This window comes from Corallococcus carmarthensis (assembly GCF_003611695.1).
Lineage (GTDB): Bacteria > Myxococcota > Myxococcia > Myxococcales > Myxococcaceae > Corallococcus > Corallococcus carmarthensis.
Window position 1 is genome coordinate 44,084 of record NZ_RAWE01000008.1, and the last position, 26,369, is coordinate 70,452.

22 protein-coding genes are annotated in these 26,369 nt (G+C 69.9%); 11 read left to right on the forward strand and 11 right to left on the reverse strand.

The window, feature by feature from the left end; translation table 11 throughout:
• Window positions 1-156 precede the first annotated feature (156 nt).
• The gene (locus D7X32_RS03915; RefSeq protein WP_147450017.1) at window positions 157-981 is read left to right on the forward strand and encodes a hypothetical protein; all 825 of its coding nucleotides are present in this window, start codon (window positions 157-159) and stop codon (window positions 979-981) included.
• Window positions 982-1,041: 60 nt separating this feature from the next.
• On the opposite strand, the gene D7X32_RS03920 is transcribed toward D7X32_RS03915, so the two are convergent.
• From D7X32_RS03920 to D7X32_RS03935, 4 genes are all read right to left on the reverse strand, one after another.
• Window positions 1,042-4,572 (reverse strand): hypothetical protein, encoded by a 3,531-nt coding sequence (locus D7X32_RS03920; RefSeq protein WP_120601146.1) that lies wholly within the window; start codon window positions 4,570-4,572, stop codon window positions 1,042-1,044.
• 43 nt (window positions 4,573-4,615) lie between these two features.
• The gene (locus D7X32_RS03925) at window positions 4,616-6,475 is read right to left on the reverse strand and encodes a hypothetical protein (protein ID WP_120601147.1); all 1,860 of its coding nucleotides are present in this window, start codon (window positions 6,473-6,475) and stop codon (window positions 4,616-4,618) included.
• Between the two features lie 174 nt (window positions 6,476-6,649).
• Entirely contained in the window at window positions 6,650-7,171 is a 522-nt protein-coding gene (locus D7X32_RS03930; RefSeq protein ID WP_120601148.1) for a hypothetical protein, read from the reverse strand.
• A 34-nt stretch (window positions 7,172-7,205) separates the two neighbouring features.
• Window positions 7,206-7,604, reverse strand: coding sequence for a hypothetical protein (locus D7X32_RS03935; RefSeq protein ID WP_120601149.1), 399 nt, complete (start codon window positions 7,602-7,604; stop codon window positions 7,206-7,208).
• Window positions 7,605-7,749: 145 nt separating this feature from the next.
• Here D7X32_RS03935 and prpE point away from each other — a divergent pair, with 145 nt between their 5' ends.
• The gene (prpE, locus tag D7X32_RS03940) at window positions 7,750-9,663 is read left to right on the forward strand and encodes a propionate--CoA ligase (protein WP_120601150.1); all 1,914 of its coding nucleotides are present in this window, start codon (window positions 7,750-7,752) and stop codon (window positions 9,661-9,663) included.
• 64 nt (window positions 9,664-9,727) lie between these two features.
• Here prpE and D7X32_RS03945 read toward each other — a convergent pair whose 3' ends face one another.
• Both D7X32_RS03945 and D7X32_RS03950 read right to left on the reverse strand, forming a co-directional pair.
• The gene (locus tag D7X32_RS03945) at window positions 9,728-11,521 is read right to left on the reverse strand and encodes a M4 family metallopeptidase (protein WP_120601151.1); all 1,794 of its coding nucleotides are present in this window, start codon (window positions 11,519-11,521) and stop codon (window positions 9,728-9,730) included.
• Window positions 11,522-11,819: 298 nt separating this feature from the next.
• Complete coding sequence (locus tag D7X32_RS03950) at window positions 11,820-12,458, reverse strand: TetR/AcrR family transcriptional regulator (protein WP_244238835.1); 639 nt, start codon at window positions 12,456-12,458, stop codon at window positions 11,820-11,822.
• Window positions 12,459-12,586: 128 nt separating this feature from the next.
• Between D7X32_RS03950 and trhA the strand changes: the two genes are divergently transcribed.
• A complete protein-coding gene (gene trhA / locus D7X32_RS03955) occupies window positions 12,587-13,243 on the forward strand; it encodes a PAQR family membrane homeostasis protein TrhA (protein ID WP_341868116.1) in 657 nt (218 codons plus the stop codon).
• An 11-nt stretch (window positions 13,244-13,254) separates the two neighbouring features.
• Here the strand turns inward: trhA and D7X32_RS03960 are convergent, their stop codons facing one another.
• Window positions 13,255-13,635: a winged helix-turn-helix transcriptional regulator gene (locus tag D7X32_RS03960; RefSeq protein ID WP_120601152.1), complete on the reverse strand. Its 381-nt coding sequence runs from the start codon at window positions 13,633-13,635 to the stop codon at window positions 13,255-13,257.
• Between the two features lie 87 nt (window positions 13,636-13,722).
• Here D7X32_RS03960 and D7X32_RS03965 point away from each other — a divergent pair, with 87 nt between their 5' ends.
• The 3 genes from D7X32_RS03965 to D7X32_RS03975 all read left to right on the forward strand — a co-directional run bounded on the left by D7X32_RS03965 (window position 13,723) and on the right by D7X32_RS03975 (window position 16,899).
• Window positions 13,723-14,742 carry a zinc-binding alcohol dehydrogenase family protein gene (locus tag D7X32_RS03965; protein WP_120601153.1) on the forward strand — a complete coding sequence of 340 codons (1,020 nt, stop codon included), beginning with the start codon at window positions 13,723-13,725 and terminating at the stop codon, window positions 14,740-14,742.
• Between the two features lie 15 nt (window positions 14,743-14,757).
• Window positions 14,758-15,924 (forward strand): sensor histidine kinase, encoded by a 1,167-nt coding sequence (locus tag D7X32_RS03970; RefSeq protein ID WP_147450018.1) that lies wholly within the window; start codon window positions 14,758-14,760, stop codon window positions 15,922-15,924.
• 192 nt (window positions 15,925-16,116) lie between these two features.
• Window positions 16,117-16,899: a LytR/AlgR family response regulator transcription factor gene (locus D7X32_RS03975; RefSeq protein WP_120601155.1), complete on the forward strand. Its 783-nt coding sequence runs from the start codon at window positions 16,117-16,119 to the stop codon at window positions 16,897-16,899.
• Window positions 16,900-17,060: 161 nt separating this feature from the next.
• Here the strand turns inward: D7X32_RS03975 and D7X32_RS03980 are convergent, their stop codons facing one another.
• A complete protein-coding gene (locus D7X32_RS03980) occupies window positions 17,061-18,575 on the reverse strand; it encodes an MBL fold metallo-hydrolase (RefSeq protein ID WP_147450019.1) in 1,515 nt (504 codons plus the stop codon).
• A 227-nt stretch (window positions 18,576-18,802) separates the two neighbouring features.
• On the opposite strand from D7X32_RS03980, the gene poxB reads away from it, so the two are divergent.
• The 4 genes from poxB (at window position 18,803) to D7X32_RS04000 (ending at window position 22,305) form a co-directional block, all read left to right on the forward strand.
• Entirely contained in the window at window positions 18,803-20,539 is a 1,737-nt protein-coding gene (gene poxB, locus D7X32_RS03985; protein ID WP_120601157.1) for a ubiquinone-dependent pyruvate dehydrogenase, read from the forward strand.
• Between the two features lie 125 nt (window positions 20,540-20,664).
• Window positions 20,665-21,183 (forward strand): RNA polymerase sigma factor, encoded by a 519-nt coding sequence (locus D7X32_RS03990; RefSeq protein ID WP_120601158.1) that lies wholly within the window; start codon window positions 20,665-20,667, stop codon window positions 21,181-21,183.
• 30 nt (window positions 21,184-21,213) lie between these two features.
• Window positions 21,214-21,723: a hypothetical protein gene (locus D7X32_RS03995; RefSeq protein ID WP_120601159.1), complete on the forward strand. Its 510-nt coding sequence runs from the start codon at window positions 21,214-21,216 to the stop codon at window positions 21,721-21,723.
• Between the two features lie 120 nt (window positions 21,724-21,843).
• Complete coding sequence (locus tag D7X32_RS04000) at window positions 21,844-22,305, forward strand: DoxX family membrane protein (protein WP_120601160.1); 462 nt, start codon at window positions 21,844-21,846, stop codon at window positions 22,303-22,305.
• Window positions 22,306-22,328: 23 nt separating this feature from the next.
• Here the strand turns inward: D7X32_RS04000 and D7X32_RS04005 are convergent, their stop codons facing one another.
• The 3 genes from D7X32_RS04005 to D7X32_RS04015 all read right to left on the reverse strand — a co-directional run bounded on the left by D7X32_RS04005 (window position 22,329) and on the right by D7X32_RS04015 (window position 25,355).
• Window positions 22,329-23,501 carry a FadR/GntR family transcriptional regulator gene (locus D7X32_RS04005; protein ID WP_120601161.1) on the reverse strand — a complete coding sequence of 391 codons (1,173 nt, stop codon included), beginning with the start codon at window positions 23,499-23,501 and terminating at the stop codon, window positions 22,329-22,331.
• A gap of 350 nt (window positions 23,502-23,851) precedes the next feature.
• On the reverse strand, window positions 23,852-24,328 hold the full coding sequence (ybiA, locus tag D7X32_RS04010; protein ID WP_120601162.1) for a riboflavin biosynthesis intermediates N-glycosidase: 477 nt from the start codon (window positions 24,326-24,328) through the stop codon (window positions 23,852-23,854).
• Window positions 24,309-25,355 carry an NAD(P)-dependent alcohol dehydrogenase gene (locus D7X32_RS04015; protein WP_120601163.1) on the reverse strand — a complete coding sequence of 349 codons (1,047 nt, stop codon included), beginning with the start codon at window positions 25,353-25,355 and terminating at the stop codon, window positions 24,309-24,311. The genes ybiA and D7X32_RS04015 overlap by 20 nt, the downstream gene beginning before the upstream one ends.
• A gap of 106 nt (window positions 25,356-25,461) precedes the next feature.
• On the opposite strand from D7X32_RS04015, the gene D7X32_RS04020 reads away from it, so the two are divergent.
• Window positions 25,462-26,367 (forward strand): LysR family transcriptional regulator, encoded by a 906-nt coding sequence (locus D7X32_RS04020; RefSeq protein WP_120601196.1) that lies wholly within the window; start codon window positions 25,462-25,464, stop codon window positions 26,365-26,367.
• Window positions 26,368-26,369 lie beyond the last annotated feature (2 nt).

Below are 26,369 nucleotides of genomic sequence, written 5' to 3' on the forward strand. Positions count from 1 at the left end.
CAGCGCGTTTTCCCGGTGAAGCAGAAAGATTTGTTTTCGCATGTTACTGGCTCGGAGGGTGCAGGGCCCACCGGCAGCCGGGCGCGAGCAGGTGCCCGGCGTTTCACCCTTCCTGGGTGAAACACACCCCCTTTCGAGGTCGAAGACATGCGGACGATGAAGACGGGATTCGTGATGGCGGCGGCGTTCCTGGCGCTGACGGGTTGCCAGGGGCCGGACGACAGCGCGCAGGCCCCCGTGGGCGCGCAGGAGTCGCAGGCGCAGGGCTGTGTCTCGCGGTTCAATGGCATCCAGAGCTGTGCGGTGGGCAACGCGCAGCTGGCCGCCACGGCGGAGGGGCTCCAGGTGTTCGGGCTCGCGCAGGGGACCACGAACGGCGTGGCCAGCCGGTTCTCCAACGCGCAGGGCTGGCAGCAGTCCACGCGGATGACCCTGGCCGGCGGTCAGGGCCAGTTCTCGCTGGCCGCGCGTGACGCGGATCAGGTCGTCAGCAGCCTGAGCGTCACGCCGGGCGCGAACCAGACGCAGCTGACCCTGGCCCCCAGCTTCACCGGCACCGCCGGCGGCTCCAGCTACCGCGTCAACGTGTACCGCGACGGCGTGTTCCAGGGCGGCGGCACCCACGAGCCCGCGGCCCGCGTCATCATCTTCACGGACTGGATGGGCAACGTGTACATGGCCTGGGGCTTCGCCAACATCGACTTCCGCCACCTGCCGTTCCCGTTCGCGGTGCGCGAAGGCGCCGCTCCCCAGACCGAGACGGGCGCCTGCACCTGGCGCATGAGCCTCAAGGGCAAGACCTTCACCACCCAGGTGGATGGCCAGCAGCTCACCGGTGACACGCTGGAGCTGGTGGAGCAGATCGGCGACGGCGCCTATCCCTACCGCCACTTCTCCGGCATCGACGTGAAGGGCTCCGCGGGCAGCTACACCCTCCTGAGCGAGGCCACCGCCCAGGGCGACGCCGCCCAGGCGCGCTAGCCGTTCTGTCGTGACACCTCCCGTCCCCCGGCTTCGTGCCAGGGGACGGGGGCGTGGGGCTCACCAGAGCTGGAAGAGCTTCTTGTCCGTGCCGTCACCCGTGTTGTTGTAGAGGACCGCGTCCGCCCAGCGGGTGACGTCGAGCGCGAGCGCGCCCCACTCCGCGATCGCCGCGCCCGCGAGAATCAACGCCTTGTCGGCCTCGCCCGGGATGAGGCCCGCCACGCCCTCTCCCGTCATGCCGCCGAAGGCCAGGACGTTGGAGCCGAACTTCTCCGAGTCCCAGAAGGTGGAGTGGTAGGGCACCGAGGGGTCGATCTCCCCATCCAGCTCCAGGATGTAGCTGACGAGCGACAGGACCAGGCTCACGAGGCCCATGAACGTCAGCAGCGTGCTGTCCGTCACCTCCAGCGCCTTCGCCAGCCCCTTCGCCTTCACGTCAGCGCCCCGCGTCCAGCTCAGCAGGGACACGAGCCCGGTGACCACGGCCTCCAGGGAGTAGAGCGCCCAGAGCATCCGGTCCAACTGCTGCGAGGGCACGTCCGCGTCGAACGGGAAGCTCCCCGCCACCCCCGTCCAGGTGGAGACGGTCTGCCCGGTGGAGAACCACCGCTGCGAGACCTCACTCTTCGTGAGCTGCCCCGCCGTCAGGAAGCCCGTGTAGAAGAACGAGGAGACAATCGACAGCGCGCCGCCGATGACCGAATAGTTGTGGGCGGCGTCGCCAATCACGTTGTCGCCGTTGTCCTCCTTCGACTCGGGCAGCGCCACCAGCGACGTGGTGCGCCAGGGCGTCAGGGCCTTCATGGAGCGGGACTGCTTCTGCTGGGCCCCGGCCTGCTCGGGAACCGGGGCCTCCCCCGTCAGCAGCTTGAAGACAATCGTGACGGGGATGGCCGCGAGCAGGCTGAGGGCGCCCAGCATCGTCAGGGAGTCCTCTCCCGTGAGCTTCTTGTACAGCCAGCTCAAGACCGGGATGTTGAACGGACGCAGGAGCACGTCGTCCAGGATCGCCTGGCTCACGTCCGCGATGACCTCGCACAGGCCCACCAGCAGGTCCCTCGCGGCGGCCAGCAGCGTCTTCGCGGCCTCGCCCGCCAGCAACTGGACGAGCGAGTGCAGGCTGACGGTGCCCTGCTGCACCATCGTCTGGAGGCCCTGGCACAGCTCCTTCACGGAGTCCGCGACGTCCGACAGGATGTTCCCCACCGTCTGTAGGAAGTCGGTGATGGCCTGCGCCACCGGCGCGTCGGACTCCTCGGCCGTGCTGTCGCCGATGCCGCCATGGGAGACCTGGTAGGTGGAGAAGGTCGCGCCCGGGCTGGTGGTGAGGCAGTCGTTGGCGGACTGCTGCTCCGGCGTCTGCGCGGCCTGCGTCTGGGTCACCACCTGCTGCGTCGTCACGTCCGGCATGCCCAGCGCGGTCTGGCAGACGCCATCCCACTTCGCGATGAGCCCGTCGAAGTACTGGGTGATGGACGCCTCCATGCCCTTCATGTTGCCCGCGAGCGCCAGGACCACGTCCTTCGTCATCGCCTCCATCACGCGCTGGGTGGCGAGGATGTCGTCCCACGCGAACAGGAAGCCCAGGAACTGGATGATGTCTTCAATCAGCACCGCGAGCTGCTGGAACAGCCAGCTGATGAGCTGGAGCGCTTCCTTGATGGTGCGCACGACGAACGACACCACCTGCTCGCCAATCTTCACGAAGAACTGGAGCAGCGTCTTCGTGCCGCTGACGATGGGCTGGATGACGTACTCGTAGACGGCGCCCGCGGCGCTCTTGAGCGCCTGGAGCACGTCGCCCGCGGCCGTCTCGATGGCGTTCGTCACGTTGCCCAGGACCTTGAAGGATGTCTGGGTTTTCGCCATCGCCGTGGGCGCTGGTGCGGTGTCCTCCTCAACGGGCGCCGCCGAGCCGTCCGCGGGCAGGCTGTCCATGTGGTCCATCAGCTGCTGGAGCGAGGCCTGCACCTGCGCCACCAGGTCCGGGTCCGCGCCGGGGGGCACCACGGGCGTGCCGTCCGGCTTCTTCCACTGGGACAGGTCCTGGCCCTTGAGCTTCGCGGCCAGGTTCGCGCGCAGCTCCGCGCTGGGGTCCGCGGTCACGTCCTGGGCGAGGAACGCCGCGCTGAAGCGGAACACGGGCGTGCCCACGTCGGACACCTTGTTGATGAGCGTCACCGTGCCGTTGGCGTCCGTCTTCACCTCGACCTTGGTGCTGGCGTCCAGGTCCGTCCAGTAGCCGTTCACCATCACGCGGGACCACTCGGAGGCGTTGACCTGGACCGTCTGGCCCACGAGCACCGCGCCCTGCGCGTCGGTGAAGCGCACCACCGTGGTGTAGCTGGGGAACTCCTGCCCGTTGGCCAGGGTGGGCAACACCATGTCCGTGTTCTGCCAGGCGGTGGTGTCCGGGTCCTGCCACAGGTACGTGATGAGGCTGTTGTCCGTGGAGGTCACGAACAGCTCCCCCGTGGAGCGCTTCTGGTTGCGGCGAGGGGCGAGCCGCGCCACGTGCTCGCGCTGCTGGAGCGGCGCGGACCAGCCTTCGGTGGCGCCCACGGCGTTGTTCAGGGAGAACAGCCGCTGGCTGCCGTCCACCGCCCAGACGCTGACGCGGGAAGCGTCCTGCTGCGCCAGCACGGTGGTGACGCCCGACAGCACGTCCGATGACGCGACGGTGAGCGCGGTGCTCTTCGCGTTCTTCAGTCCCGTGGAGGGGAACCACGCCAGCCCGTCACCGCCCACATACAGCGCGCTCAGCCCCTGGTTCTGGCGGTCCTCCAGTGCCCACAGACAGCGCGCGCCCGGCGGCGCCGTCACCGACAGCGAGTGCGTGGTGTTGGTGGAGGGGTCCAGGAGGCTGGTGAAGGTGAGGCACCGCTTGCCGGTGTTGTCGTCGAACAGCGACCAGGTGCCCCGGTAGGAGATGCCGGTGATGGAGGCCCGGGCCACCACCACGTCGTGCAGCGTCTGCATGTCCTTGGGCGGCGCCCAGTTCACCCAGGCGCTGCCCGTGGTGCTCGTGGAGGCGTCCACGAAGTAGCGGCCCGTGGTGCCGGACGTGTTCTTCACCTCCGCGACCAGCAGCGGCGCCTCGCTGGCGCTGACGAAGTCGCCCAGGAGCAGCCGCTGCACGGGCATGCCGGCGGGAGCGCCATTGCGCTGGACCCACGCGGTGTTGAGCGTGTTCCAGGGGCCGCCGTCCGGCGTGGGCAGGAGGGCCGGGGAGACGAACACGCGGCTGCCGCCCGCGCCGTCATCCAGGGCCACGGCGATGATGACCTGGCCCGAGGGGGCCTGGACCACCGCGTAGCCCTGCACGTCGTGGTTTGCGTCCGGGCTGAGCTCGACCTGGCGCCAGCCGGTCGTCACGGTGGTGTCGCGCAACATCACCCACAGCGTCTTGCGCGCGGTGTTCGCGGCGGACGCGCCCACGCTGAACAGCAGCGGCGAGCCGCCGGTGTCCTCCGCGGAGGCGAGGGGATACGCCGCGTCCACGGAGGTGGCGGCCAGGTAGTTGTACATCAGGCTGGAGGAAACGGTCGCCGAGCCCGTCACCGAGCCCGTTTCGGAAGTCTGGGACATGGAAGGTCCTTGGGATGTCTTTGAAATGAGAGGGATTGGCGCTTCAGCCGGGGAACGACACGTCCACCTGGACGGCGCCTTCCGAGTTGAAGACAAACTGGCTGTAGTCATGCGCGGCGCCCGTGGGCAGCACGATGCAGTCTTCGATGTCCAACGCCGTGGAGGCGTTGTCACGGAAGGTATTGGCCAGGTCGTTGGCGAACTTCTGCGCCTGCTGCGTGATTTCGTCCTGCGGCGACGTGGAGGTCCAGCCGAGCAGCTTGTCCAGCGCGTTGAAGACCCAGCCATCCAGGGTCTTGTCCACGTCCGGTGCCGGGGCCTTGCCCAGGACGATGCTCACGGACGTCACCAGCTTGCCGCCGTCACCGGCCTGGAGGGTGATGGTGCCCGTCCAGGGCTGCACGTAGGTGGCCTTGCCCAGCACGTCCTTCAGGCTCAGCCCGATGAAGTCCAGGGGATACTGGCTGACCTCGATGTCCACCTGGAACTGGCCGTTCAGGGACACCGTGCAGCGGTCCGTCTGGCTGGTGTTGGGACTGGTGGTGAACGCGATGCTCTCCGTGCCGAGCACGTACTGGTCGAAGCCGTTGTTCACCTGGACGAACTCGCCGCGTCCGTCGTTCTTCGCCGAGTTGTTCTTCGAGCCTGAGCACGTGTAGGCGAGCGGCCCCGTGTGCCAGGTGGAGACGGGGATGCCGGAGGCCGTCGCGATGGCCGGCAGCACCACCGGCTTCAGGTAGCCCTCGCCCAGCGTGTCCTGGCTGAGGAACAGCCGCGCCCGGGCCTCCGCCGGGGTGCCGTCCGGGTTGGTGGTGGCGGCCAGCGGCGCGGTGAAGCCGAAGCGCGAGTTCCAGTTGGGCTCCTTCCGGCCCCGGCTCATCATGCACACGTTGAGCGTGCTGAAGTTCCCGTTCGCGCTGTAGCGGGTCGTGCGCTCCTTCGCGAACGTGGGGACGATGCTCGCGGGGCTGCCCGGCGCCTGCGGCGTGTACGCCACGTCCATGTGGCCCACGCCGGCCAGCGTGGCCTGGAGGGCGCTCTGCGCGGCCTGGCTGAGCGCCACGGGCTTGTTGCTCGCGTCCACCACCTGGAGCGACCGGAACAGCGACGGCTGGGTCAGGTCCAGGAAGAGGCGGTAGACGGAGTAGTTGAGCGACTGGAGGCCCTGGACGTACTGCTTCGCCGCGGTGGTGGCGGCCAGCGTGTTGGGGTCCGTCACCTGGGCCTGCGACAGGTCCAGCGACACGATGACCGTCGTCCCTGACAGGGACTGCGTCTTCGTCACGCCACCCTCCACGTACTGGAGGGTCGCGGTGGTGAAGGGCAGGTGCACGTCCAGGTGGGTCGTCTGGTCGTCGGGGACCGACACGGTCGGGTCGCCCATGGCCGTCACGGTGAGCTGCGCCCCGCCGCTGGCCTGGTGCGTGAAGGCGGACGGGATGAGCTGGTAGTAGCGCAGCGCGTGCAGCTGCTTGTTGATGAGGCCCACCGACAGCGCCCACACCAGGTCCCACTCATGGGGCGCGCGCGGCTTGAAGTCCACCCGGTAGGTGGTCGCGTGGTTGTCGCCGCTGCTGTCCGTCTGGGTGATGGTCACCGGCGCGAGGGCGGTGTTCGTGGTGGCGGTATAGGACTCGTGGTGCTGCGCGCCGCTGGAGTAGTTCCAGTAGAAGGAGAGGGGCACCTGCTCGTTCCCCGTCTCCAGCGTGTACGTCACCGTGCCTTCAGGACCCGGGGAGACGGAGTTCTTCTGCTCGATCTTGAAGGTCGTGCTGGAGCCCGCGGCGATGCTGGTGGCGGGCGCGGCTCCGCTGAGCGAGCCGTCCTTGTAGTCGGGCGTGCCGCGGTTATCGATGGGGCAGCCCGAGTTGTTCTGGATGGTGAGGGTCGTGGAGATCGTCATGGAAGGACCGTGCGGGTGGGGGACACGAGGCGTGAAACACAACCTGTTTCACGGACACGCTGTCTTCCCACTGCAAGGCCAGGACCACTTCGCAACCCATCGTGATCACATCCACGGCTCGCGCACGCTCCCGAATCTGCGTGCTGCGGGGACGCACCTGCGTCGTGCCGCGCGCTACCGCTCGTCGCCTGGCACCGGCCGGAGCTGTCCACTGTTGATGGCCAGGGACAGGCTGCGCTCCATCGCTTCGATTTCCTCGCGCGAGCCGGCGCGGAGGGCCTGATGGAAGCGCTGCTGATCCGTTTCCGTCCAGCGGCCCCGGGCGATGGCGCCGTCCAGCACCTGCTGCCCCTGGCGTGAGGCCTCCACCTGTTCGGGCGTGATGGCTGGACGCGCCTCTTCCTCACGCTCCGTGGGCTGTGTTGCCCCGGGCTCCCTCGCCGCGAGCACGGCGAGCTGTTCGCGGATGAGCCGCAGCTCCTCGCGCGAGTCCTGTGCCTGCATCACGACGGAGGCCGCCGGCGCGGGACGGGACTGCACGAGACCGCGAAGGTGGCCGAGCTGCGCCTCCAGCTTCGCGTCCAGCATGTGCTCCACGCGGGACTCCAGGGTGGCGAAGGTCAGCGCCACGCCCCCGGTGATGCCGAGCGCGATGCCCGGGACCTGTGACACGAGTGTCTGGAGGAAGGTCTTCATCGAAGGCTCCGGGGGCGTGACGCAAGCGGCATGACTACGGCGCCTTCGGCTCCAGGTGCGAACCCTTGAGCACGTCGATGGCCTGACAGACGCCGCTCGCGTCCCAGGCGAAGTAGATGTAGGCCGAGTCGTTGGCGGACTGGACGCTGCGGACGAGCGCCGGCGAGGACGAGTAGCAGGACACGTAGACGCTCGCCGAGTTGTTGGCGAAGCACCGCACCGACTCACCCGACGTCGCGTCCGCGAAGGTCCGGCAATAGATGTTCTGGATGGCGTCCGTGCTGTTGCGCGCCGTGCCCATCGCGCCGTACGCCGTGCGGGCGGTCGTGTTGATGGTCACGAAGAACTGCGCCTTCGACCCCGCGTACGCCACGGGCACGGCCAGCAGCACCAGCGCGACGGACGTCCCCAACGCCTGCGTGAAACGCTTCATGGTGTGGCTCCCCTTCAGTGGAAATACTGATGGGGTTACGCCCGTCGCGCTGATTATTCCCGAGCACCTTCCGGGGAGGCGTCCTTCCCACTCCGGCGGGCCTGCTCCTATCGTCAGGGGACATCCCCTTCGCAGGAGCGTCCGCATGGGCAGCTATCTGGACTTCTACCGCCGCTCCATCGAAGCGCCGGAGGCGTTCTGGGCGGAGCAGGCCCGGCTCATCGACTGGGAGCGGCCCTTCGACGCCGTGCTGGATGACTCCCGGCCGCCCTTCGCGCGCTGGTTCGTCGGGGGCCGCACCAACCTGTGCCACAACGCCGTGGACCGGCACCTGGCCACCCGCGCGGACCAGCCGGCCCTGGTCTTCGAGTCCTCCGAAACGGACCAGCGCCGCCAGTACACCTATGCGCAGCTGCACGCGGAGGTGAACCGGGTGGCGGCCATGCTGCGCTCCCTGGGCGTGAAGCGCGGTGACCGCGTCATCGTCTACATGCCCATGGTGCCGGAGGCCGTCTTCGTGCTGCTCGCGTGCACGCGGCTGGGGGCCATCCACTCGGTGGTGTTCGGCGGCTTCGCGGCGCACAGCCTGGCCATGCGCATCGACGACGCGAAGCCCGTCCTGCTGGTGACGGCGGACGCGGGCATGCGCGCGGGCCGCGTCATCCCCTACAAGCCCCTGGTGGATGAGGCCCTGACGCTCGCGAAGCATCCGCCCGGGCACGTGCTGGTGCTGGACCGCGGGCTCGTTCCTGGAAGCCCCGTCACGCCGGGGCGCGACGTGGACTTCGCCACGCTGGGCGGTCAGCACGAGGGCGCGCGGGTGCCGGTGGAGTGGCTGGAGTCCTCCGAGCCCAGCTACATCCTCTACACGTCCGGCACCACCGGGAAGCCCAAGGGCGTGCAGCGTGACACGGGCGGCTACGCGGTGGCGCTGGCCGCGTCCATGCGGCACATCTACACGGGCCAGCCCGGCGAGGCGATGTTCACCGCCTCCGACATCGGCTGGGTGGTGGGCCATTCGTACATCGTCTACGGGCCGCTGCTGAATGGCATGACGACGGTGCTCTATGAAGGCCTGCCCATCCGGCCGGATGCCGCGGTGTGGTGGCGGCTCATCGAGCAATACAAGGTGAGCGTGATGTTCACGTCACCCACCGCCATCCGCATCCTGAAGAAGCAGGACGCGGCGTTCCTCAAGCGCCACGACACCTCCAGTTTGCGCTACCTGTTCCTCGCGGGTGAGCCATTGGATGCGCCCACGCATGCGTGGATTTCGGACGCGCTGCCGTCCACGCAGGTGCTGGACAACTACTGGCAGACGGAGACGGGCTGGCCCATCCTGGGGCCCGTTCCCGGCGTGGAGCCGCGCAAGCGCAAGCTGGGCTCACCGGGCACGGCCATCTACGGCTATCGCGTGAAGCTGGTGGACGGGCTGAGCGGTGAAGAGGTGACGGCGCCGAACCAGAAGGGCGTGCTGGTGGTTCAACCGCCGCTGCCGCCGGGGTGTCTGTCCACGGTGTGGGGCGACGACGCGCGCTTCGTCTCCACGTATTTCTCCAGCTTCGACACGCCCCTCTACAACACCTTCGACTGGGCCACGCGCGACGAGGACGGCGACTACTTCATCCTGGGCCGCACCGACGACGTCATCAACGTGGCGGGACACCGGCTGGGCACGCGCGAGATTGAAGAGGCCATCAGCGGCCACCCGGCCATCGCGGAGGTGGCGGTGGTGGGCGTGAAGGACGAGCTCAAGGGCCAGGTGGTGATGGCCTTCGTCGTGCCCAGGGACCCGGCGCGCCTGCACCGCGAGGAGGACCGCGACGCGCTCGCGCGCGAGGTGATGGACACGGTGGGCCGGACGCTGGGCGCCGTGGCCCGCCCCGCGGCGGTGTACGTGGTGGCGAACCTGCCCAAGACGCGCTCCGGCAAGCTGCTCCGCCGCAGCATCCAGGCCGTGGCGGAGGACCGCGAGCCGGGCGACCTCACCACCATCGAGGACCCGGGCGCGCTGGAAGGCATCCAGGCCGCCGTGAAGGCCCGGCCGCCGAAGGCTTGAAACAGGAAGGCCCCCGGCGCGGCCGCCCGGGCCGGGGCGACCACGCCGGGGAATACGTGAACGGTTACTGCCCGGAGCTCACCGTGAAGGTGGCGCCGGAGAACGCGGTGTAGCCACGGATGAGCACGTAGTACGTGCCCTGCTGCGCGGCGTTGATGGTGCAGGACTCGTCGCTGCTGGCACCCGCGGAGCGGCAGTCGTAGCTGGAGGTCGTGGGCGCGCTGCCGAACTTCACGTACAGGTCCGCGTCACCCGTGCCGCCGGCCAGCTGGAAGCGCATCGCGGTGGCGCCGGACGGCTTCACGTAGCTGAGGTTCGTGTTGCTGCTGCGGCTGCCGGACACGTTGGTCAGCGTGGTGATGGGGGTCCAGGACGGCGGCGCGGCCACGCCCACGGCGGTCCACGCCTCGTTGACGGACGTGACTGCGCTGGAGCCGTACAGGTCCGCGGCGGCCTGCGCGGTGGCGCCGCGCGCGTCGGAGAAGGTGCTGCCCGGCGTCAGGTAGACGGTGTTCGCGCGGTAGAAGATGGCCGCGCCCTTCATGATGCTGGCGTAGCTGTTGGCGTCGAGCGCGGGCACCACGTTGCTCGTCTTGCCGCGCGGGTGCGTGCCGCCCTTGACCATCAGGTGGAACGCCAGGTTCGCGATGCCGGAGTTCCAGTGCACGCCGCCGCTGTCGGACGTGCCGGTGTAGCGCGTGGGGTAGTAGTCGTAGTCCCCCGCGATGGCCGGGTCGTTCATGTAGCGAAGCGCGTCGCCCGCGGTGGCCGGCGTCCAGCACTCCTCGCCAATCTTCCAGGTGTTGGCGCTGACGGCGCCGTCCCGGTACGCCTCGATGGAGGCGCCGAAGATGTCGGACATGGCCTCGTTCAGCGCGCCGGACTCGTTGGCGTAGATGAGCTCCGAGGACGTGTCGGTGACGGCGTGGGTCAGCTCGTGGCCGACGACGTCCAGCACCGTGAGCGCGCTGGACTGCACGCCGTCCCCGTCGCCGTAGACCATCTGCGTCCCGTCCCAGAACGCGTTCACGTAGTTCTTGCTGTAGTGGACGCTGGAGGTGAGCGTCGTGCCCAGCCCGTCGTAGCTGTCCCGCCCGAACACGGTGGCGTAGAAGTCATACGTGAAGCCCGCGTTGTCGTGGGCCTGGTCCAGCAACGCGTCGCCGGAGGCGCCCTGGCCCTCGCTGCGCACCAGCGTTCCGGGCAGCGTGGTGCGGTTCTTCGCCGTGTAGGTCTTTCGGTTGCGGCTGGTCTGGAGGTTGTCGAAGCCCCAGACGGAGTCCCCCGTCCGCGCGTCGATGAAGACGTTGGGCCTGGAGGGCAGGCCGTCCACGTCCAGCGTCTCCATCTGCACGCGCCACGTCAGGCGGGTGTCCTTGGTGTCGGCGAGGATCTGCAGGTCCGCCCGGGGCGCGCCCGTGAGCACGCTGCCCTGCGCCTCCAGCCCGGCCGCGGCGCGCTGGATGGCCTCCTCCGCCCGGAGCCGGGGCGTGGTGTCCACCTTGAGGTCGCGCACCAGCCGGTCCGTCACGCCCGCGACCGTGCCGTCCGCGCCCAGGTGGACGATGGCCGTGGCGCCAAAGACAGGCACGCCCTGGAACGTCTGCGTGAGGCGCTCATGCGCCTGGCCACGCCCATCCACGTGGAAGCGCCGCGAGGACAGCTCCCCCGCGCCCTTGAAGAAGCCGGGGCGCTGCGCCTGGAGCTGGCGCAGGCCGTCGCCACGGCCGGGCCTGGCGCTCAGCGCGCTGCCCTGCTGTGCCTCCGCCTTCGGCGCGTCTTCAACGGTGTCGGTCGGACCGCAGGCGCTTCCCAGCAGCAGGAAGGACGCGAGCGAGGCGTAGTGACGGATGCGCATGGGGGGACTCCGGTTCGCGCGAGGGGCGCTTTCCAGGGGGTGTGGTTTCACCCAGAAAGGAAATTTCCTGGGCTTTTCAGGAGACTCGGGGACGCGTCAAACGGCCACAGCCGCGACCTGGGGGGCATGTTCGACACACGGGCTGTCTCAGTGAGACGCCCCACCGAAACACGCTGCTCCCCGCACCCGGCCGGAAGTCTCACAGGGGGATGCCTGTCATTGACCGTCAGGGGCCTGGCCGTGGCGGAGCGGAAACAGGGGGAGGCGGTCTCTGGAATGGAGCCGCCTCCCGGGCCCTTCAGCTCCGGCGCTTCGGTTCGCGCTTCGCGCCGGGCGCCGCGGGGTCCTTGGGCAGGTGCCGCAAACCCATCCACCCGAGCGCCGCGACGTGGCGGGCCACGTTCTCCGTGGAGAAGGACTTGCCCTCCGCGGCCCACCAGTGGCCCACCTGCGTCACCATGCCCACCAGCGCGTTGGCGTAGATGGGCGCCACCTTGGACGGGTAGCCGGCGCGCTCGAACTCGCTGCGGAAGACGTCGCCCACGCGCTGGGCCAGGTCATCGATGACGCGCGTCAGCCCACGCCGCGCCACCGCGGTGGGCGAGTCCCGCGTCAGCACCGCGAAGCCCGCGGGCTCGTCCTTCACGTAGGCCATGAACGCCAGCACCGCGTCCTCGAAGCGCTGCCGGGGCGTGCCCTGCGCGATGCTCGCCGACACGCGCGCCACCAGGTCGTCCATCTCCCGGTCCACGATGGCCGCGTACAGTCCCTCCTTCGCGCCGAAGTGCTCGTAGACGATGGGCTTGGACACGCCCGCCTGCTGGGCGACCTCTTCGATGGAGGTCGCCTCGTAGCCCTTCGAGGCGAAGGCCGACCGGCCGATCTCCATCAACTGGACCCGGCGCTCGGCGCCCGTCAGCCGCTGTTTCTTCTTCAAGTTGACCTCTAACCTACTCACCGGTAACTTACCGGACCGAAACCTACCATTCCGTAGGGAACGCGTGGAGCCGGCACCGTCATGAAATGCTTCGTTTCGAAGGGTGTCGAGTCCGCCGTGGGGTGCGCGTGAGCGCGTCGGTGCTGGGAATGGAGAAGCCGAAGCTGCGGGGCGTGCTGCACCAGTGGGCGGCGGCGTTCGCGGTGGGGGCGGGCGTGGTGCTGGTGGCGATGGCGCCCACGCCTCGCACGACGCTGGCGTCCGCGCTGTACGCGTTGAGCCTGGTGGGGCTGTTCACCATCAGCGCGACGTACCACCGGGTGAACTGGTCGCCGGGGGCCCGCGCGTGGATGCGCCGGGCGGACCACGCGGCCATCTTCCTGCTCATCGCGGGGACGTATACGCCGGTCATCCTGCTGGGCCTGCCGCCCGAGGTGGGCAACACGCTGATGGCCTGGCTCTACGCGGGCGCGCTGCTGGGCATCCTGCAGTCGATGTTCTGGGTGGGCGCGCCCAAGTGGGTGACGGCGGCGCTGGCCATCGCGGTGGGCTGGACGATGATGCCGTACTTCGGCGACGTCTTCCGCGCGCTGGGCCCTTCCGCCATCGCGCTCATCATCGCCGGGGGACTGGCGTACACGCTGGGCGCGCTCGCGTATGCCTTCAAGCGGCCCAACCCCCGGCCCGGCGTCTTCGGCTACCACGAAGTGTTCCACGCCATGACGCTGGTGGGCGCGGGGCTGCACTTCGTGCTGGTGCTGCGCCTGGTGCGCGCGGCGGGGTAGGGCGCTTCTCTTCAGCGTCCCGCGACGGCGAGCCGGCGCTTCGGGGCCGCCTGCTCCGGAGCCTTCCGGCCCAGGTACGTCTCTCCCCAGGACTTGAGCGCGGCAATCACACCGCGCAGCGTCTGGCCCTGCGGCGTGAGGCTGTACTCGACGCGCGGAGGAACCTCCGCGTACACCTGCCGGTGCACGAGCCCGCTCTCCTCCAGCTCGCGCAGGTGCTGCGTGAGCATCCGCTGCGTGACGTCCGGGATGCGCTTGCGCAGCTCCCCGAAGCGCAGCGTGCCTTCGAGCAGGTGGTAGAGGATGAGCCCCTTCCACTTGCCTCCAATCACGTCCAGCGTCGCGGACACGGGACACCCCGCGGAGCAGTCATAGGTCTTGTGCCGGGCCATGGTTCCCTTTTGGTGCGTATGGGCGGAAATCCTGCGTACTTGTCCGTTCCAACCTTCGGGACGATGTTGCACGCAAAGGAGCCCCCAATGCGAGCCGTTGCCCTCACGAAGTACCTCCCCAGTGATCATCCCGAGGCCTTTGCCGACGTGGAGCTGCCGGACCCCACGCCCGGCCCCGGCGACCTCCTGGTGCGCGTGCGCGCCGTGTCCGTGAACCCCGTGGACGTGAAGGTGCGCGCGCCCAAGGACAAGGTGGAGGCCTCGCCGCGCGTGCTCGGCTGGGACGCGGCGGGCGTGGTGGAGGCCGTGGGCAAGGACGTGAAGCGCTTCCGCCCCGGGGATGAGGTGTTCTACGCGGGCTCCATCGCGAAGCCCGGCACGGACTCCGAGCTGCACGTCGTGGACGCGCGCATCGTCGGCCGCAAGCCGAAGGGGCTGACGTTCGCCCAGGCGGCCGCGCTGCCGCTCACCTCCATCACCGCGTGGGAGCTGCTGTTCGAGCGCCTGGGCGTGCCCCAGCGCAAGACGGGCACTCCGAAGGACGCGCTGCTCGTGGTGGGCGGCGCGGGTGGCGTGGGTTCCATGGCCATTCAAATCGCCAGCAAGCTGACGGACCTCACGGTCATCGCCACGGCGTCGCGGCCGGAGACGGTGGAGTGGTGCAAGTCGTTGGGCGCGCACCATGTGGTGGACCACCGCCAGCCGCTGGCGGCGCAGGTGCAGGCGCTGGTGCCGGGTGGCGTGCGCTACGTGATGGCGCTCACCGCGACGGAGCAGCACTTCGCGCAGCTGGTGGAGTTGATGGCGCCGTTCGGCCAGCTGGGCATCATCGACGACCCGCAGACGCCGCTCGACGTGAACGCGATGAAGCGCAAGAGCCTGGCGCTCCACTGGGAGCTGATGTTCACCCGCGCCCTCTACGACGCGGATCCGCTCTCCCAGCAGCGGCTGCTCGACAGCGTGGCGGACCTGGTGGACGCCGGGACGCTGCGCACCACCATGACCCAGGACTTCGGACCGCTCACCGCCGCCAACCTGCGGCGCGCGCACGCGGCGGTGGAGACAGGCCGCACGCTGGGCAAGATTGTCTTGAGCGGCTTCCCCTGAGCCGTTCCGGAGGCGGTGAAGTCCGCCGCGCGCGCCGGTAGACTCGCGGCCCTCTTGGGCTTCGTGGAAGACACCTCCGGAAACACGTGGCGCGCCTGGGCGAAGCGGGCCGCCGCGTGGTCCGCGCCCGCGCTCTTCTCCGCGCTGGAGACCTACACGTTCAGCCGGGGCATGCCCGAGCCGCCCGCGCTGTGGCGGGTGCTCGCCGCGCAGATGCCCGCCTGGTACGTGTGGCTGCCGCTCACGCCGTGGCTCACCCTGCTCGCGGCGCGTGAGCCCCTGAGCCCCCCGAAGCCGCGCCCGGTCCTCGTGCACCTGGCGGCGTGCCTGGGGATGGGGGCCCTGTTCGCCGCCGTGTATGCGGTGACGACGGCGGGGTTCATGCCTACGGCCGGGAGGGACGCCGCCTGGGCCGCGCGCTGGCTGCGCGCGTGGTGGGGCTGGCTGCCGATGATGGGCATGGCCTACGCGACGGTGCTGGCGGTGGCCTCCGCCACCCGGGCCTCCCTCCGTGCGCGGGACAGCGAGCGGCAGGCCGCGGCGCTCGCGGTGCAGCTGGCCGAGTCCCGATTGCTCGCGCTCCAGACGCAGCTGCAGCCGCACTTCCTCTTCAACACGCTCAACGCCATTGTCGTGCTGGTGCGCGAGCGGGAGACGGAGGAGGCCGCGCGCATGCTGGTGCTGCTGAGCGACCTGCTCCGCCAGTTGCTCCAACAGGGAGCCACTCAAGAGGTGCCCCTGCGCGACGAGGTGGCGGTGCTGTCGCGCTACCTGGAGCTCCAGCAGCTGCGCTTCGCGGACCGGTTGCGCGTGGAGTGGGCCGTGGAGCCGGATGCGCTGGAGGCCCGCGTGCCCCATCTGGTGCTCCAGCCGCTCGCGGAGAATGCGCTCCGTCATGGCATCGGCATGCGCTCCGCGTCCGGGGTGCTGCGCATCAGCGCGAGGCGGTGCGGCGACGCGCTGGAGCTGACCGTGCGCGACGACGGCCCGGGGCTGCCCGGGGACTTCGACCTGGAGGCGGCCCAGGGGATCGGCCTGTCGAACACGCGTGCGCGGCTGTCGCAGCTCTATGGCGAAGCGGGGCAGCTGCGCGTCGCCAACGCGGAAGGGCAGGGCACCGTGGCCACCGTTCTCCTTCCGTGGCGCTCCATGTCGGGCACCGCCGGGGTGGCGCATGGCTGAGTTGCGCGTGCTGCGGGTGGCCGACGGACCACGAGTTCAGCACGAGCAGGTGCGGGCCCTGGCGCGCCAACCGGACGCCTCCGGGGTGGTGTATGGCTGAGCTTCGGGTACTGCGGGTGAATAGCGAGCCGTGGATCCGCCGCAAGCGGGTGCGGGCCCTGGTGTGCCAGCCAGACGCCTCCAGGGTGGCGCATGGCTGAGCTGCGGGTGCTGCTGGTGGATGACGAGCCGCTGGCCCGGAAGGGATTGCGTCAGGCCCTGGCGCGTCATCCGGACGTGGTGGTGTGCGGCGAGTGCCGCGACGGCCGGGAGGCGGTGGAGGCCATTCGCGGTCAGCGTCCCCACCTGGTGCTGCTGGACGTACAGATGCCGGAGCTGGACGGCTTCGGTGTGCTGCGCGAGGTGGGCGCGGAGCACATGCCCGCCGTCATCTTCATCACCGCGTTCGACACCTTCGCCGTGAAGGCCTTCACCGTGCACGCGGTGGACTACCTGGTGAAGCCCTTCGACGATGCACGCTTCGACGAGGCGCTGGCCCGGGCCCGGCAGCGGCTGCGCGCGGGCGAGGCCGCGGAGCTGGGGCGGCGGCTGGCGGACCTGCTGGCGGACGCGGGCCCGGCACCCAGGCCCGCCGAACCCCCAGCGGACCGGCTGCTGGTGCGCGTGGGGCTGCGCTCCGTGCTCGTCCCCGTCGCGGACATCGAGTGGGTGGAGGCGGACGACTACTGCGTCACGCTGCACGCGGATGGCAAGGCCCACGTACTGCGCGAGAGCCTGGCGGCGCTGGAGGCGCGGTTGGATCCGGAGCGCTTCGTGCGCATCCACCGCTCCGCCATTGTCAACGTGGAGTGCATCCAGGAGGTGCACCGGCCCTCGCCCACGGAGCAGGTGGTGGTGCTGCGAAGCGGCCAACGGCTCCGTGTGAGCCGCAGCCGCCGCGAGCACCTGGAGCGGCGGCTGGGCCGGGCCCGCTAAGCCCCCCGGACATCCCTGCTGTCCACCTCCCGTCTGGCGCGGTCCTCCAAAACCTGTCCGACAGTCGGACAGGTTTCCGCTGTGCGCCGCCGACAGGGAGCCCCGGCAGGGTTCTCACCTTCTCATCCGCGGGGACCGGACTCATGTCCGGGGGCAGGGCCTCAGGGCGCTCGGGCCTTCTGCACGGCGGTGGTGAGCGTGCTCCAGTCCGTGGGCTTCAGGTGCATGCCGAACACCCGGGCCACCGGAAGCTTCTCGCGCGCGGCCACCTGCACTGTTTCGTCCACCTGCTGCACGTTGAAGAACGTGCCGTCCGGCTGGGGCTGCACCAGGTCGGACGTGTAGAGCAGCCCGTGCTCCGGCAGCCACGCGAACAGCATCCGCTCCCCCGTCTCCGTGCGCACGGGGACGAGCTCCAGCCGGTTCTTCCCGCTGCCCACCACCCGCCGCCCCTCCACGACCTGGAGCTTCGCGGCGCGCGGCTTCCGGGCGAGCGCGTCCGGCAGCAATGTACGCGGCGACGCCACCAGCCGCTCCACCAGCGCGCGGTTGAGGTCCAGCACGTACACCGGGATGCCCCGGGCCACGTACTCGCGCAGCCCGCCGATGTGCGGCCACGCGTCGCTGGTGGACACCACCGCCTTCACCTTCAGGCCCGGGAAGCGCTTCGCGGCCTCGTCCAGCACGCGCGCCGAATAGCCGGACGCGAGCGGGCCCTCCACCACCACCAGGCCGTCGTCCTGCGCCACCAGGGCCACGTTCCACGCGCCCGGCAGCTGCACCACGCCGGGCGCCAGCTCCACGGGCGGCGCGTCCGGACGGAGCACGGGCGTGTCGTCCAGCTTCCTCGCGCGGCGCGCCTCGAAGCCCTGCTTCACGTCGTCCGTCACGGTGAAGTCCGCGTCCGCGAGCGGCGGATCCACCGTCACCGCCGTCACGGTCACGGAGTGGTGGGGCTGCCCGTTGCGCGCCCACTCCCAGTGGCGCGGGTAGCGCAGGCCGCCCGGCTCCAGGGCCCACGCCTGGAAGGACAGCACGGTGCGCACGTCGCCCCAGACGCTCCAGAAGGGGTCTTCCGGATGCGCGTCCACCGTCTCCACCGCTGTGGGCAGGCCCGTGCGGGCGTTGAGGAACAGGCGCACGCTCGCGCGGTCCAGGTGGAAGGCGACGACGTGGTGGGGCACTTCCTGCAACACCGTGTCCGCCTGGGCGCGCAGGTCCTTCGCGTCCAGGGCCGCGAGCAGCACGTGCTCCGGCGCGAAGGCCAGCCGCTCCTGCATGTCCTGGAGCTGGGCCGCGCCCATGGGCCGCCACTTCCCATCGAACTCCGCCGCGGCCACGCCGTCGGCCAGCAGCATCGTCACGCCCTTCCAGGCGTCCATCACCATGCCGCGCCCTTCGGACTTCTGGCGCAGGCGGCTCCGGCGCAGGTCGCGCAGCTCGTCGAACTGCTCGTAAATCACGAGGAAGGGCGGGGTGGGGCGCTCGGACTGCTCCAGCAGGTTCCAGTGGCCCACGCCGCGCACGCGCAGGCCGGTGAGCGCGCGGAGCCGGGCTTCGCCGCCCATGGCCTCGGCGGCGGCGCGGACGTGGGCGCGGCCGGCGTCCTCGGCGGCGGAGGCGGGCAGGGTGAGCAGCAGCACGGCGACAGCTGACAGCAGCAGAGGTCTTCGCATGGCCGCGAGGATGTCGCGGTTGGAACCTGCCCTCGGGGGCCATGCCGCCAGTGACGCGAACGGCGCGGCGAACGGTGCGCGGGGCGCGGCGAATGGTGGATGCACGGCAGTCCCTCCCGCCCCGGGCAGCCAGCCTTGCGAGGGGCCCGCCCGCACGGCCGGTCGCAGGGCGGCGGGACGGTGCACATCTTCGCCCGAAGTGAAGCGGCCCTGGCGAGGAGCGGACCATGAAGAAGACGGTGGCGGACCAGTTCGTGGAGGTCCTCGCGCTCGCGGGGGTGAAGCGCATCTACGGCGTGGTGGGTGACAGCCTCAACGCCCTCACGGAATCGCTGCGCCGGCGCGGCGACATCGAATGGGTCCCCATGCGCAACGAGGAGTCCGCCGCCTTCGCGGCCGGCGCGGAAGCGCACCTCACCGGGCAGCTCGCCGTGTGCGCGGGGAGCTGCGGCCCCGGCAACCTTCACCTCATCAACGGTCTGTATGACTGTCACCGCAGCCGGGCGCCGGTGCTGGCCATCGCCGCGCAGATTCCCTCCGTGGAGCTGGGCACCGGCTACTTCCAGGAGACGCATCCGGAGGTGCTCTTCAAGGAGTGCAGCCACTACTGCGAGCTGGTCTCCGGGCCCAACCAGATGCAGCGCACGGCGGAGATCGCCGTCCGCAACGCGGTGGGCAAGGGCGGCGTGGCCGTGGTGGTGCTCCCCGGCGACATCGCCATGCTGAAGGCGGAGGACGCGCGGGCCCCCACGCCGGAGTCGCTGCGCGTCTCCGCCTCCCAGCTGATGCCCGCCCAGGAGCAGGTGGAGCAGATGGCCGCGCTGCTCAACCGCGGAGGGCGCGTGACACTGCTGTGCGGCGCGGGCTGCGAGGGCGCGGGCGCGCAGGTGGTGGAGCTGGCGAAGCGGCTCCAGGCGCCCGTCGTCTCCGCGCTCCGGGGCAAGGAGTTCCTGGAGAAGGACAACCCCCACTTCGTGGGGCTCACGGGGCTCATTGGCTACGCGTCCGGGTACTGGGCGATGATCGACTGCGACGTGCTCCTGATGCTGGGCACGGACTTCCCCTACCGGCAGTTCTACCCGGACGGCGCGGACACCCGCATCATCCAGGTGGACGCGCGCGCGGAGAACATCGGCAAGCGCACGCGCGTGGACCTGGGCGTGGTGGGCAGCGTGTCCGCCACCGTCCAGGCGCTCCTGCCCCGCCTCGAAACGAAGCGCGACACGAAGCACCTGGAGCGGGCGCTCGCGCACTACCGCAAGACGCGCGAGGAGCTGGACTCCCTGGGACAGGGCACGGTGGGCAAGAAGCCCATCCACCCGCCACAGGTGGCCCGAGCCTTCGACCTCCAGGCGTCCGACGACGCCATCTTCACCTGTGACGTGGGCCTGCCCACGGTGTGGGCCGCGCGCTACGCGACCATGAAGGGCGGCCGGCGGCTGGTGGGCTCCTTCAACCACGGCTCCATGGCCAGCGCGCTCGCGCAAGCGATTGGCGCGCAGAAGGCCTTCCCGGACCGGCAGGTCATCTCCTTCTCCGGTGACGGCGGCTTCACGATGTTGATGGGGGACTTCATCGGCCTGGTGCAGCTGGGGCTGCCCATCAAGGTCGTGGTGTTCAACAACAGCTCCCTGGGCTTCGTGGCCATGGAGCAGCAGGTGGGCGGCATGCTCGACGTGGGCACGGCGCTGAAGAACCCGGACTTCGCCGCGCTGGCGGAGGCCGTGGGCGTCAAGGGCCTGCGCGTGGAGGACCCGGGTCAGGTGGACGAAGCTGTAAGGCAGGCGCTCGCGACGCCCGGGCCCGTGCTGGTGGACGCCGTGGTCAGCAAGGCGGAGCTGGTGATGCCCCCGCGCATCACCGCGTCCATGGCCGCCGGCTTCACCCTGTTCGGCATCAAGGCCCTGCTCAACGGCCGCACCAACGAGGTCCTGGAGCTGGCGCGCACCAACCTCTGGCGCTGAAAACCCTGTTGTTCCAGGGGGTTGGACGGGGTCGGAGAAAAATCAGCGGTGCCGCGAATCCATTCGGCCCGTGGCTGCCTCTTAGCTTGCGAATGGGGATTTTCCCCGCCGCATGAGGCAGGTCCATGGGCTCGACCACCACCCCCGACGCGTTGTTGCTGGCGGCCCACGGCGGTGACCGGGACGCGATGGTGCACCTGCTCCAGGTGCACCAGCCCAGCCTCCGGCGCTACGCGCAGAAGCGCTGCCTCATCAGCGACGTGGACGACGCGGTCCAGGAGACCCTGCTGGTGATGTCCCGCCACCTGACCGCCGTGCGCAAGCTGGCGTCGTTCACCGGGTGGATGTTCAAGATCGTCCAGCGCGAGTGCCGCCGCCTGGCCCGCACGGTGCTGAAGCAGGACCCCTACGAGGAAGCGCTCGCGGACCAGTGGGTGTCCGCGCACACGCCGGACTCGCTGCGGCTGGACCTGGCGTCCGCGCTGGAGTCGCTGCCGCCGCAGTACCTGGAGGTCGTCGTGCTGCGCGACTTCGAAGCGCTGTCCATCCGCGAGATGGCCGAGCGCCTGTCGCTGGACCCGGCGGCGGTGAAGAGCCGCCTGCACCGCGCCCGCGTGATGATCCGCGAATACCTGCTGGCCTGAATTCCAAACCCTCTCATCCGGAGTCCTTCCATGGCGAACCCCCTGTCCATCCTTGGCATCATCCACACGCTCGTGAGCGTGCCTCCCATCGTCTTCGGCGTCTGGGGCTTCGTGCGCGACGGGCGCATCGACCCGGGGACGCGCGTCGGCAAGGCGTACATCGTCAGCATGGTGACGTCGGTGGTGACGTCGTTCGGCCTGTCGAGCACGGGCGGCTTCAACCCGGGCCACGCGCTGGGCATCCTGGCGCTGCTGCTGATGGCGGTGGGCGCGGCGGCCCCGGCCCTGGGCGTGTTCGGCCGCGCCACGGAGTACGTGCGGACCCTCACGTACTCGGCCAGCTTCATGGTGTTGCTGGTGCCGGGCATCAACGAGACGCTGACCCGGCTGCCCGCGAACAAGCCCCTGGCGGACAGCCCCCAGTCCCCCCTGGTGCAGGCGGCCCTGGCGACGCTGCTGGGCCTGTTCCTCTGCGGCGCCTCGTACCAGGTGGTCCGGCTGCGCGCACGGACGCAGTCCCGGCCCCACCTTCAGGCGTAAAGCCCGTGTGGGCCCAGGTGCGGTAGGGCCCGGCGGGAAAGTGAAGAGGCGTGTCGATTGGTGGGGCCTTCATTCGACGTGGAGTAGAAGGCCCGCCTTTCCATTTGAACGGAGCACGCCATGGACGCCACCCTTTCCTCCTCCACCTCCGGGGTGGAAGCCGCCTCGAAGAAGAAGTCGTTCGCCCGCTACCTGCCGACGGTGGCCCGCGTCTTCATGGGGTTGGTGTTCTTCGTCTTCGGTCTGAACGGGTTCCTGGAGTTCATCCCCACGCCCAAGGACCTGAACCCGGCGGACCCGGCGGTGGCCTTCGGGATGGCGATGAAGGCGACGGGCTTCCTGTTCTGGCTGGTGAAGGGCACGGAGACGGTGGCGGGGCTGCTGCTGCTGTCCAACCGCTTCGTCCCGCTGGCGCTGGCGCTCATCGCGCCGGTCATCGTGAACATCTTCCTGACGCACGCCTTCCTGGCGCCGTCGGGCCTGGGGCTGGCGGTGGTGCTCCTGGCGGCGGAGCTCTTCCTCGCCTGGTCCTACCGGGCGGTGTACCGCCCGATGCTCGCCATGCGTGCGATGCCTTCCTGAGGGACGCGAAGGACCTTCGCCGCTCACGAGTCCGGTGGCCCCAGGGCGTGAGCAATAGAGCGCCAGAGCCGAGCAGCCCACCGGCCCATGTGGCCCAGGAAGTGGTGAAGCGGTCCGCCCTCCTTGTGCACCGTCACACCGGCTTGTCCGCGGGAGCCGGTGGGTGGGGGCTCGGACTGGCGGCCTTTCTCGGGAGCGGCCGCGCTCTGCTCGTCCTCATTGGCGGACTCAACACCCGGCTTGTCGGGCGTAAGCCCCAAGGCGGATGGAGACAGCAGCACCTCGCTGTCCGGTTCCCCGGGGCAAGCCTCCGCATGGGAGCGGGGGGCAACCTCGAGCACCTCGGTGTTCCTGGCTGGCGCAAGGCCGTCGAGGCCTGGCTCCGTCACGAGGGAACGTGCCTCCAGCGCCGCGTCCTGCTCGGGGAGGAGTGCAGGAGGATCCAGGAGGCACTCTTGGGCGCGCGTGGCTTCGGAGGGCGACTGCCTTTGGGGTGCAGGGGCAAAGGCGTCCATCACGCGCTCATCGCACGCATTCAGGAGCACTGGCAGTTGGTGCTGGAGGGCCCGCGCGTCGCGCTCCCCCAGGGCCACCATCGCGCAGTTGGCCCACTGGCGCAGCGCCTCGCCCCCCATGAAGGGTACCAGCTGGGCCACGCCTCCCAGGAAGGCCCGTTGTAGGGATTGAACAAGGAGCACGTGCCCGGGACGCGACGCCACCCGGGCCGCCAGCCGCAGCAAGTCGAATTCCACCTGCGCGCACCGGGCCCCATCCTCCCAGCGCGCCGCGTCCCAGAGACGGAAGCACATGCTCTCCAACTGGGACATGTCCGACGCAGAGGCCCTCTCACAGCAGTCGGTCAGGAGTTCCACCAGCACCTGCCGCTTGAGGCTGAAGTAGCCCTCCAGGAGCCACCGGGCTTGTGGGCTGCCTGCTTCATGCAGCGCCAGTCCCAGGTTCTCCAGCGTCAGCGACTCATCCAACGCTACCGCGCGCGTCTTGCGCCCCGGGCGCTGCACCACCAGGCCCCGCGCAGCCAGCCGCCGCAGCGCCTCACGGATGGTGCCTCGGCATACATCATAGCGACGCGCGAGCTTCGCTTCCGAGCCGAACTGCCCGCATGGCGGCAGCCTCCTGAGCGCAATATCGCGCTCGAGCTGCGCCTCCACGTACGCCACGAGCCCTCCCCGTCCCATCCCCGTCCCCTTCCTCGTCCCAACGCCGCCATCCAACCACAGGGGTCTGACATTCACGCGCGGCCCACGCGTCCTCCTTCGTTGCCTGCCGGGATGGCGCGTCCCCGGGCGCCGGGCGGCGAGAACCTGTCCGACAGTCGGACCGGTTCGCGGGCTCGGGTCTCACGCGGCGAAAGCCTGTCCGACAGTCGGACAGGTTTCCGGAACGCGCGCCCGGCGGGCGGCTTTGCCCGTGGGCCTGTCTCGCGGTCCGCGCACGCACACCGTCACGGACCACGTCTCCGCTCCGCGGGGAATGCGTCCTCGCGGAGAACCCGGGTTGCGGCTGGGGGCAACGAACGTCTGGCGGTCTATCTGGCCGCCGCGCGCAGCTCCAGGAGAAGGCGGCCCAGCATGTTGCTGCCGCTGCCGTCTCCCCCGTCGCCCCAGGAGTCGTCGTGCTCTGTGGGCTCCACCAGCTTCGCGTCGCCGATGGCCTGGAGCAGGCGGGCGAGGTCCTCGTGTTGGGAGAACTTCGCCTGGAGCGCCTCCCGCATCACCGCCACCTTCACGGATTCCCAGTCGCGGCGGAGCTTGCGCTTGCGGTCTTGGCCCATGCGCGCCGCCAACATCGGAGAGTTGGCCCGGCGGAGTTCCTCCTGGTCCGAGGCGTTCTCGAACTTCTGGGCCTGGAAGAAGTGCTCGGTGGTGGGCCAGGTCTTGCCGCGGACCTTGATGGGGGAGTGCGCGAAGTTCGAGCAATCCCCCGAGATCGAGCGGAGCTTCGCGCACCGCTCACGCTCGTGCCAGGGACGGAGGGGGCCCGGCCTACTTGAGGCTCTTCGCATCAATGACGAAACGGTACTTCACGTCGCCCTTCTCCAGCCGATCGAAGGCGTCGTTGATGCCCTGGATGGGAATGAGCTCGATGTCGGAGACGATGCCGTGCTTGCCGCAGAAGTCGAGCATCGCCTGCGTCTCCGGCAGGCCGCCGGTGCCAGAGCCGGAGAAGCTGGCGCGCCGGGAGAGGAGCGCGACCGGGGCCACCTCCAGCGGCTTCGCCGGGAATCCCACCAGCACCAGGTGGCCGTCGCGCCGCAGCAGCCCCAGGTAGGCGTTGACGTCGTGGGCCGCTGAAACCGTGTCGAGGATGAAGTCGAGCGAGTTCGCCTTCGCCGCCATCTCCTCCGGCTTCGACGACACCACCACCTCGTGCGCTCCCAGCCGCAGCGCGTCCTGCTTCTTGCGGTCCGTGTGGCTGAAGACGGTGACGTGCGCGCCCAGCGCGAGCGCGAACTTCACGCCCAGATGCCCCAGCCCGCCCAGCCCCACCACGCCCACCTTCTGGCCGGGCCCCACCTTCCAGTGTCGCAGCGGTGAGTATGTGGTGATGCCCGCGCACAGCAGAGGCGCCACCGCCGCCGGATCCAGGTTCGTGGGCACCTTCAGCACGAAGTGCTCGTCCACCACGACGCTGTCCGAGTACCCGCCCTGCGTGAAACTCTTCCCGTCCTGTTCTGGGCTGCCGTACGTCAGGACACCGCGGACCTTGCAGTACTGCTCATACCCGTCCTTGCAATCCACGCAGGCGCGGCATGAGTCCACCATCGTGCCCACGCCGGCCAGGTCCCCCGGCTGGAACTTCTTCACGTCGCGGCCTACTCGCACCACGCGGCCCACGATTTCGTGCCCCGGCACCAGCGGGTAGGGGGAGAAGCTCCAGTCGTTCCGGGCCATGTGCAGGTCCGTGTGGCAGACGCCGCAGTAGAGGATCTCCAGTTGCACATCGCGCGGACCGGGGTCGCGGCGCTCGAACTGGAAGGGCGTGAGAGGGGACCGGGCATCCGGGGCCGCGTAGCCGCGAGCGGGAATCATGGGCAGTGCTCCTGGGGTGGTACCGCGTGACGCCCGGAAGCATGCGGTGGGGCCTCCCTTCGCGAAACCGATGGAATCCGCACGTGGCATGTCGGAAAACTTCGGAATGGCCCTCACCCCGCTCAATGCCCTGAATGCCTTCCTCGCCGTGGGGCGCCGGCGCAGCTTCGCGGCGGCGGCCACGGAGCTGGGTATCTCCCCGTCCGCGCTGAGCCAGCAGGTGCGCCAGCTGGAGTCGCGGCTGGGCGTGCCGCTGCTCACCCGCACGACGCGCAGCGTGGCGCTGACGGACGCGGGCCGGCGGCTGCTGGAGCGCGCGGGCCCTTCCGTGGAGCAGGCGTTGGAGGCGCTCCAGGCGGCCACCGCCAGCGCGGGCGAGGTGACGGGCCGCGTGCGGCTGTCCGTGCCCACCATCTCCCTGTCCACGGTGGTGACGCCCATCCTGTTGCGCTTCGCCCAACGCCATCCCCAGGTGGAGGTGGAGCTGCGCATCGAGGACCGCTTCGTGGACATCGTGGCGGAGGGCCTGGACGCGGGCATCCGCCCGTTCGAGGCCGTCGAGCGGGACATGGTGCAGGTCCGCCTGTCCAAGCGCTTCCGCTACGTCGTCGTGGGGTCTCCCGCGTACCTCAAGCGCAAGGGCATTCCCCAGCGCCCGGAGGACCTGCTGGACCATGACTGCGTGAACATCCTCCTGCCGTCCACCGGGGCGAAGTACGCGTGGGAGCTGGAGCGCGGCAGGAAGACCTGGCGCATCCCGGTGCGCGGCCCCGTGCTCGCCACCCACGAAGGGGTGCTGGTGGCGATGGCGGAGGCGGGCCTGGCCCTCATGTATGCGTTTGAGCCCACCGTGGCGCCGCACCTGAAGCGCGGCACCCTGAAGCTCGTCCTGGAACCCTACGCGGCGTGGGTCGAGGGGTTGTTCCTCTACTTCCCCAGCCGCGCCCAGGTGTCCCCCGCGTTCCGCGCCTTCCTCGACGTGGCCCGCGAGGTGACGGCCGAAAGGGCCTGAGG

Excerpts from the sequence above, each read along its gene's own strand:
- D7X32_RS03915 (WP_147450017.1), top strand. The coding sequence starts at position 157 with ATGAAGACGGGATTCGTGATGGCGGCGGCGTTCCTGGCGCTGACGGGT.
- D7X32_RS03920 (WP_120601146.1), bottom strand. The coding sequence starts at position 4,572 with ATGTCCCAGACTTCCGAAACGGGCTCGGTGACGGGCTCGGCGACCGTT.
- D7X32_RS03925 (WP_120601147.1), bottom strand. The coding sequence starts at position 6,475 with ATGACGATCTCCACGACCCTCACCATCCAGAACAACTCGGGCTGCCCC.
- D7X32_RS03930 (WP_120601148.1), bottom strand. The coding sequence starts at position 7,171 with ATGAAGACCTTCCTCCAGACACTCGTGTCACAGGTCCCGGGCATCGCG.
- D7X32_RS03935 (WP_120601149.1), bottom strand. The coding sequence starts at position 7,604 with ATGAAGCGTTTCACGCAGGCGTTGGGGACGTCCGTCGCGCTGGTGCTG.
- prpE (WP_120601150.1), top strand. The coding sequence starts at position 7,750 with ATGGGCAGCTATCTGGACTTCTACCGCCGCTCCATCGAAGCGCCGGAG.
- D7X32_RS03945 (WP_120601151.1), bottom strand. The coding sequence starts at position 11,521 with ATGCGCATCCGTCACTACGCCTCGCTCGCGTCCTTCCTGCTGCTGGGA.
- D7X32_RS03960 (WP_120601152.1), bottom strand. The coding sequence starts at position 13,635 with ATGGCCCGGCACAAGACCTATGACTGCTCCGCGGGGTGTCCCGTGTCC.
- D7X32_RS03965 (WP_120601153.1), top strand. The coding sequence starts at position 13,723 with ATGCGAGCCGTTGCCCTCACGAAGTACCTCCCCAGTGATCATCCCGAG.
- D7X32_RS03975 (WP_120601155.1), top strand. The coding sequence starts at position 16,117 with ATGGCTGAGCTGCGGGTGCTGCTGGTGGATGACGAGCCGCTGGCCCGG.
- D7X32_RS03980 (WP_147450019.1), bottom strand. The coding sequence starts at position 18,575 with ATGCGAAGACCTCTGCTGCTGTCAGCTGTCGCCGTGCTGCTGCTCACC.
- poxB (WP_120601157.1), top strand. The coding sequence starts at position 18,803 with ATGAAGAAGACGGTGGCGGACCAGTTCGTGGAGGTCCTCGCGCTCGCG.
- D7X32_RS03990 (WP_120601158.1), top strand. The coding sequence starts at position 20,665 with ATGGGCTCGACCACCACCCCCGACGCGTTGTTGCTGGCGGCCCACGGC.
- D7X32_RS03995 (WP_120601159.1), top strand. The coding sequence starts at position 21,214 with ATGGCGAACCCCCTGTCCATCCTTGGCATCATCCACACGCTCGTGAGC.
- D7X32_RS04000 (WP_120601160.1), top strand. The coding sequence starts at position 21,844 with ATGGACGCCACCCTTTCCTCCTCCACCTCCGGGGTGGAAGCCGCCTCG.
- D7X32_RS04005 (WP_120601161.1), bottom strand. The coding sequence starts at position 23,501 with ATGGGACGGGGAGGGCTCGTGGCGTACGTGGAGGCGCAGCTCGAGCGC.
- ybiA (WP_120601162.1), bottom strand. The coding sequence starts at position 24,328 with ATGCGAAGAGCCTCAAGTAGGCCGGGCCCCCTCCGTCCCTGGCACGAG.
- D7X32_RS04015 (WP_120601163.1), bottom strand. The coding sequence starts at position 25,355 with ATGATTCCCGCTCGCGGCTACGCGGCCCCGGATGCCCGGTCCCCTCTC.
- D7X32_RS04020 (WP_120601196.1), top strand. The coding sequence starts at position 25,462 with ATGGCCCTCACCCCGCTCAATGCCCTGAATGCCTTCCTCGCCGTGGGG.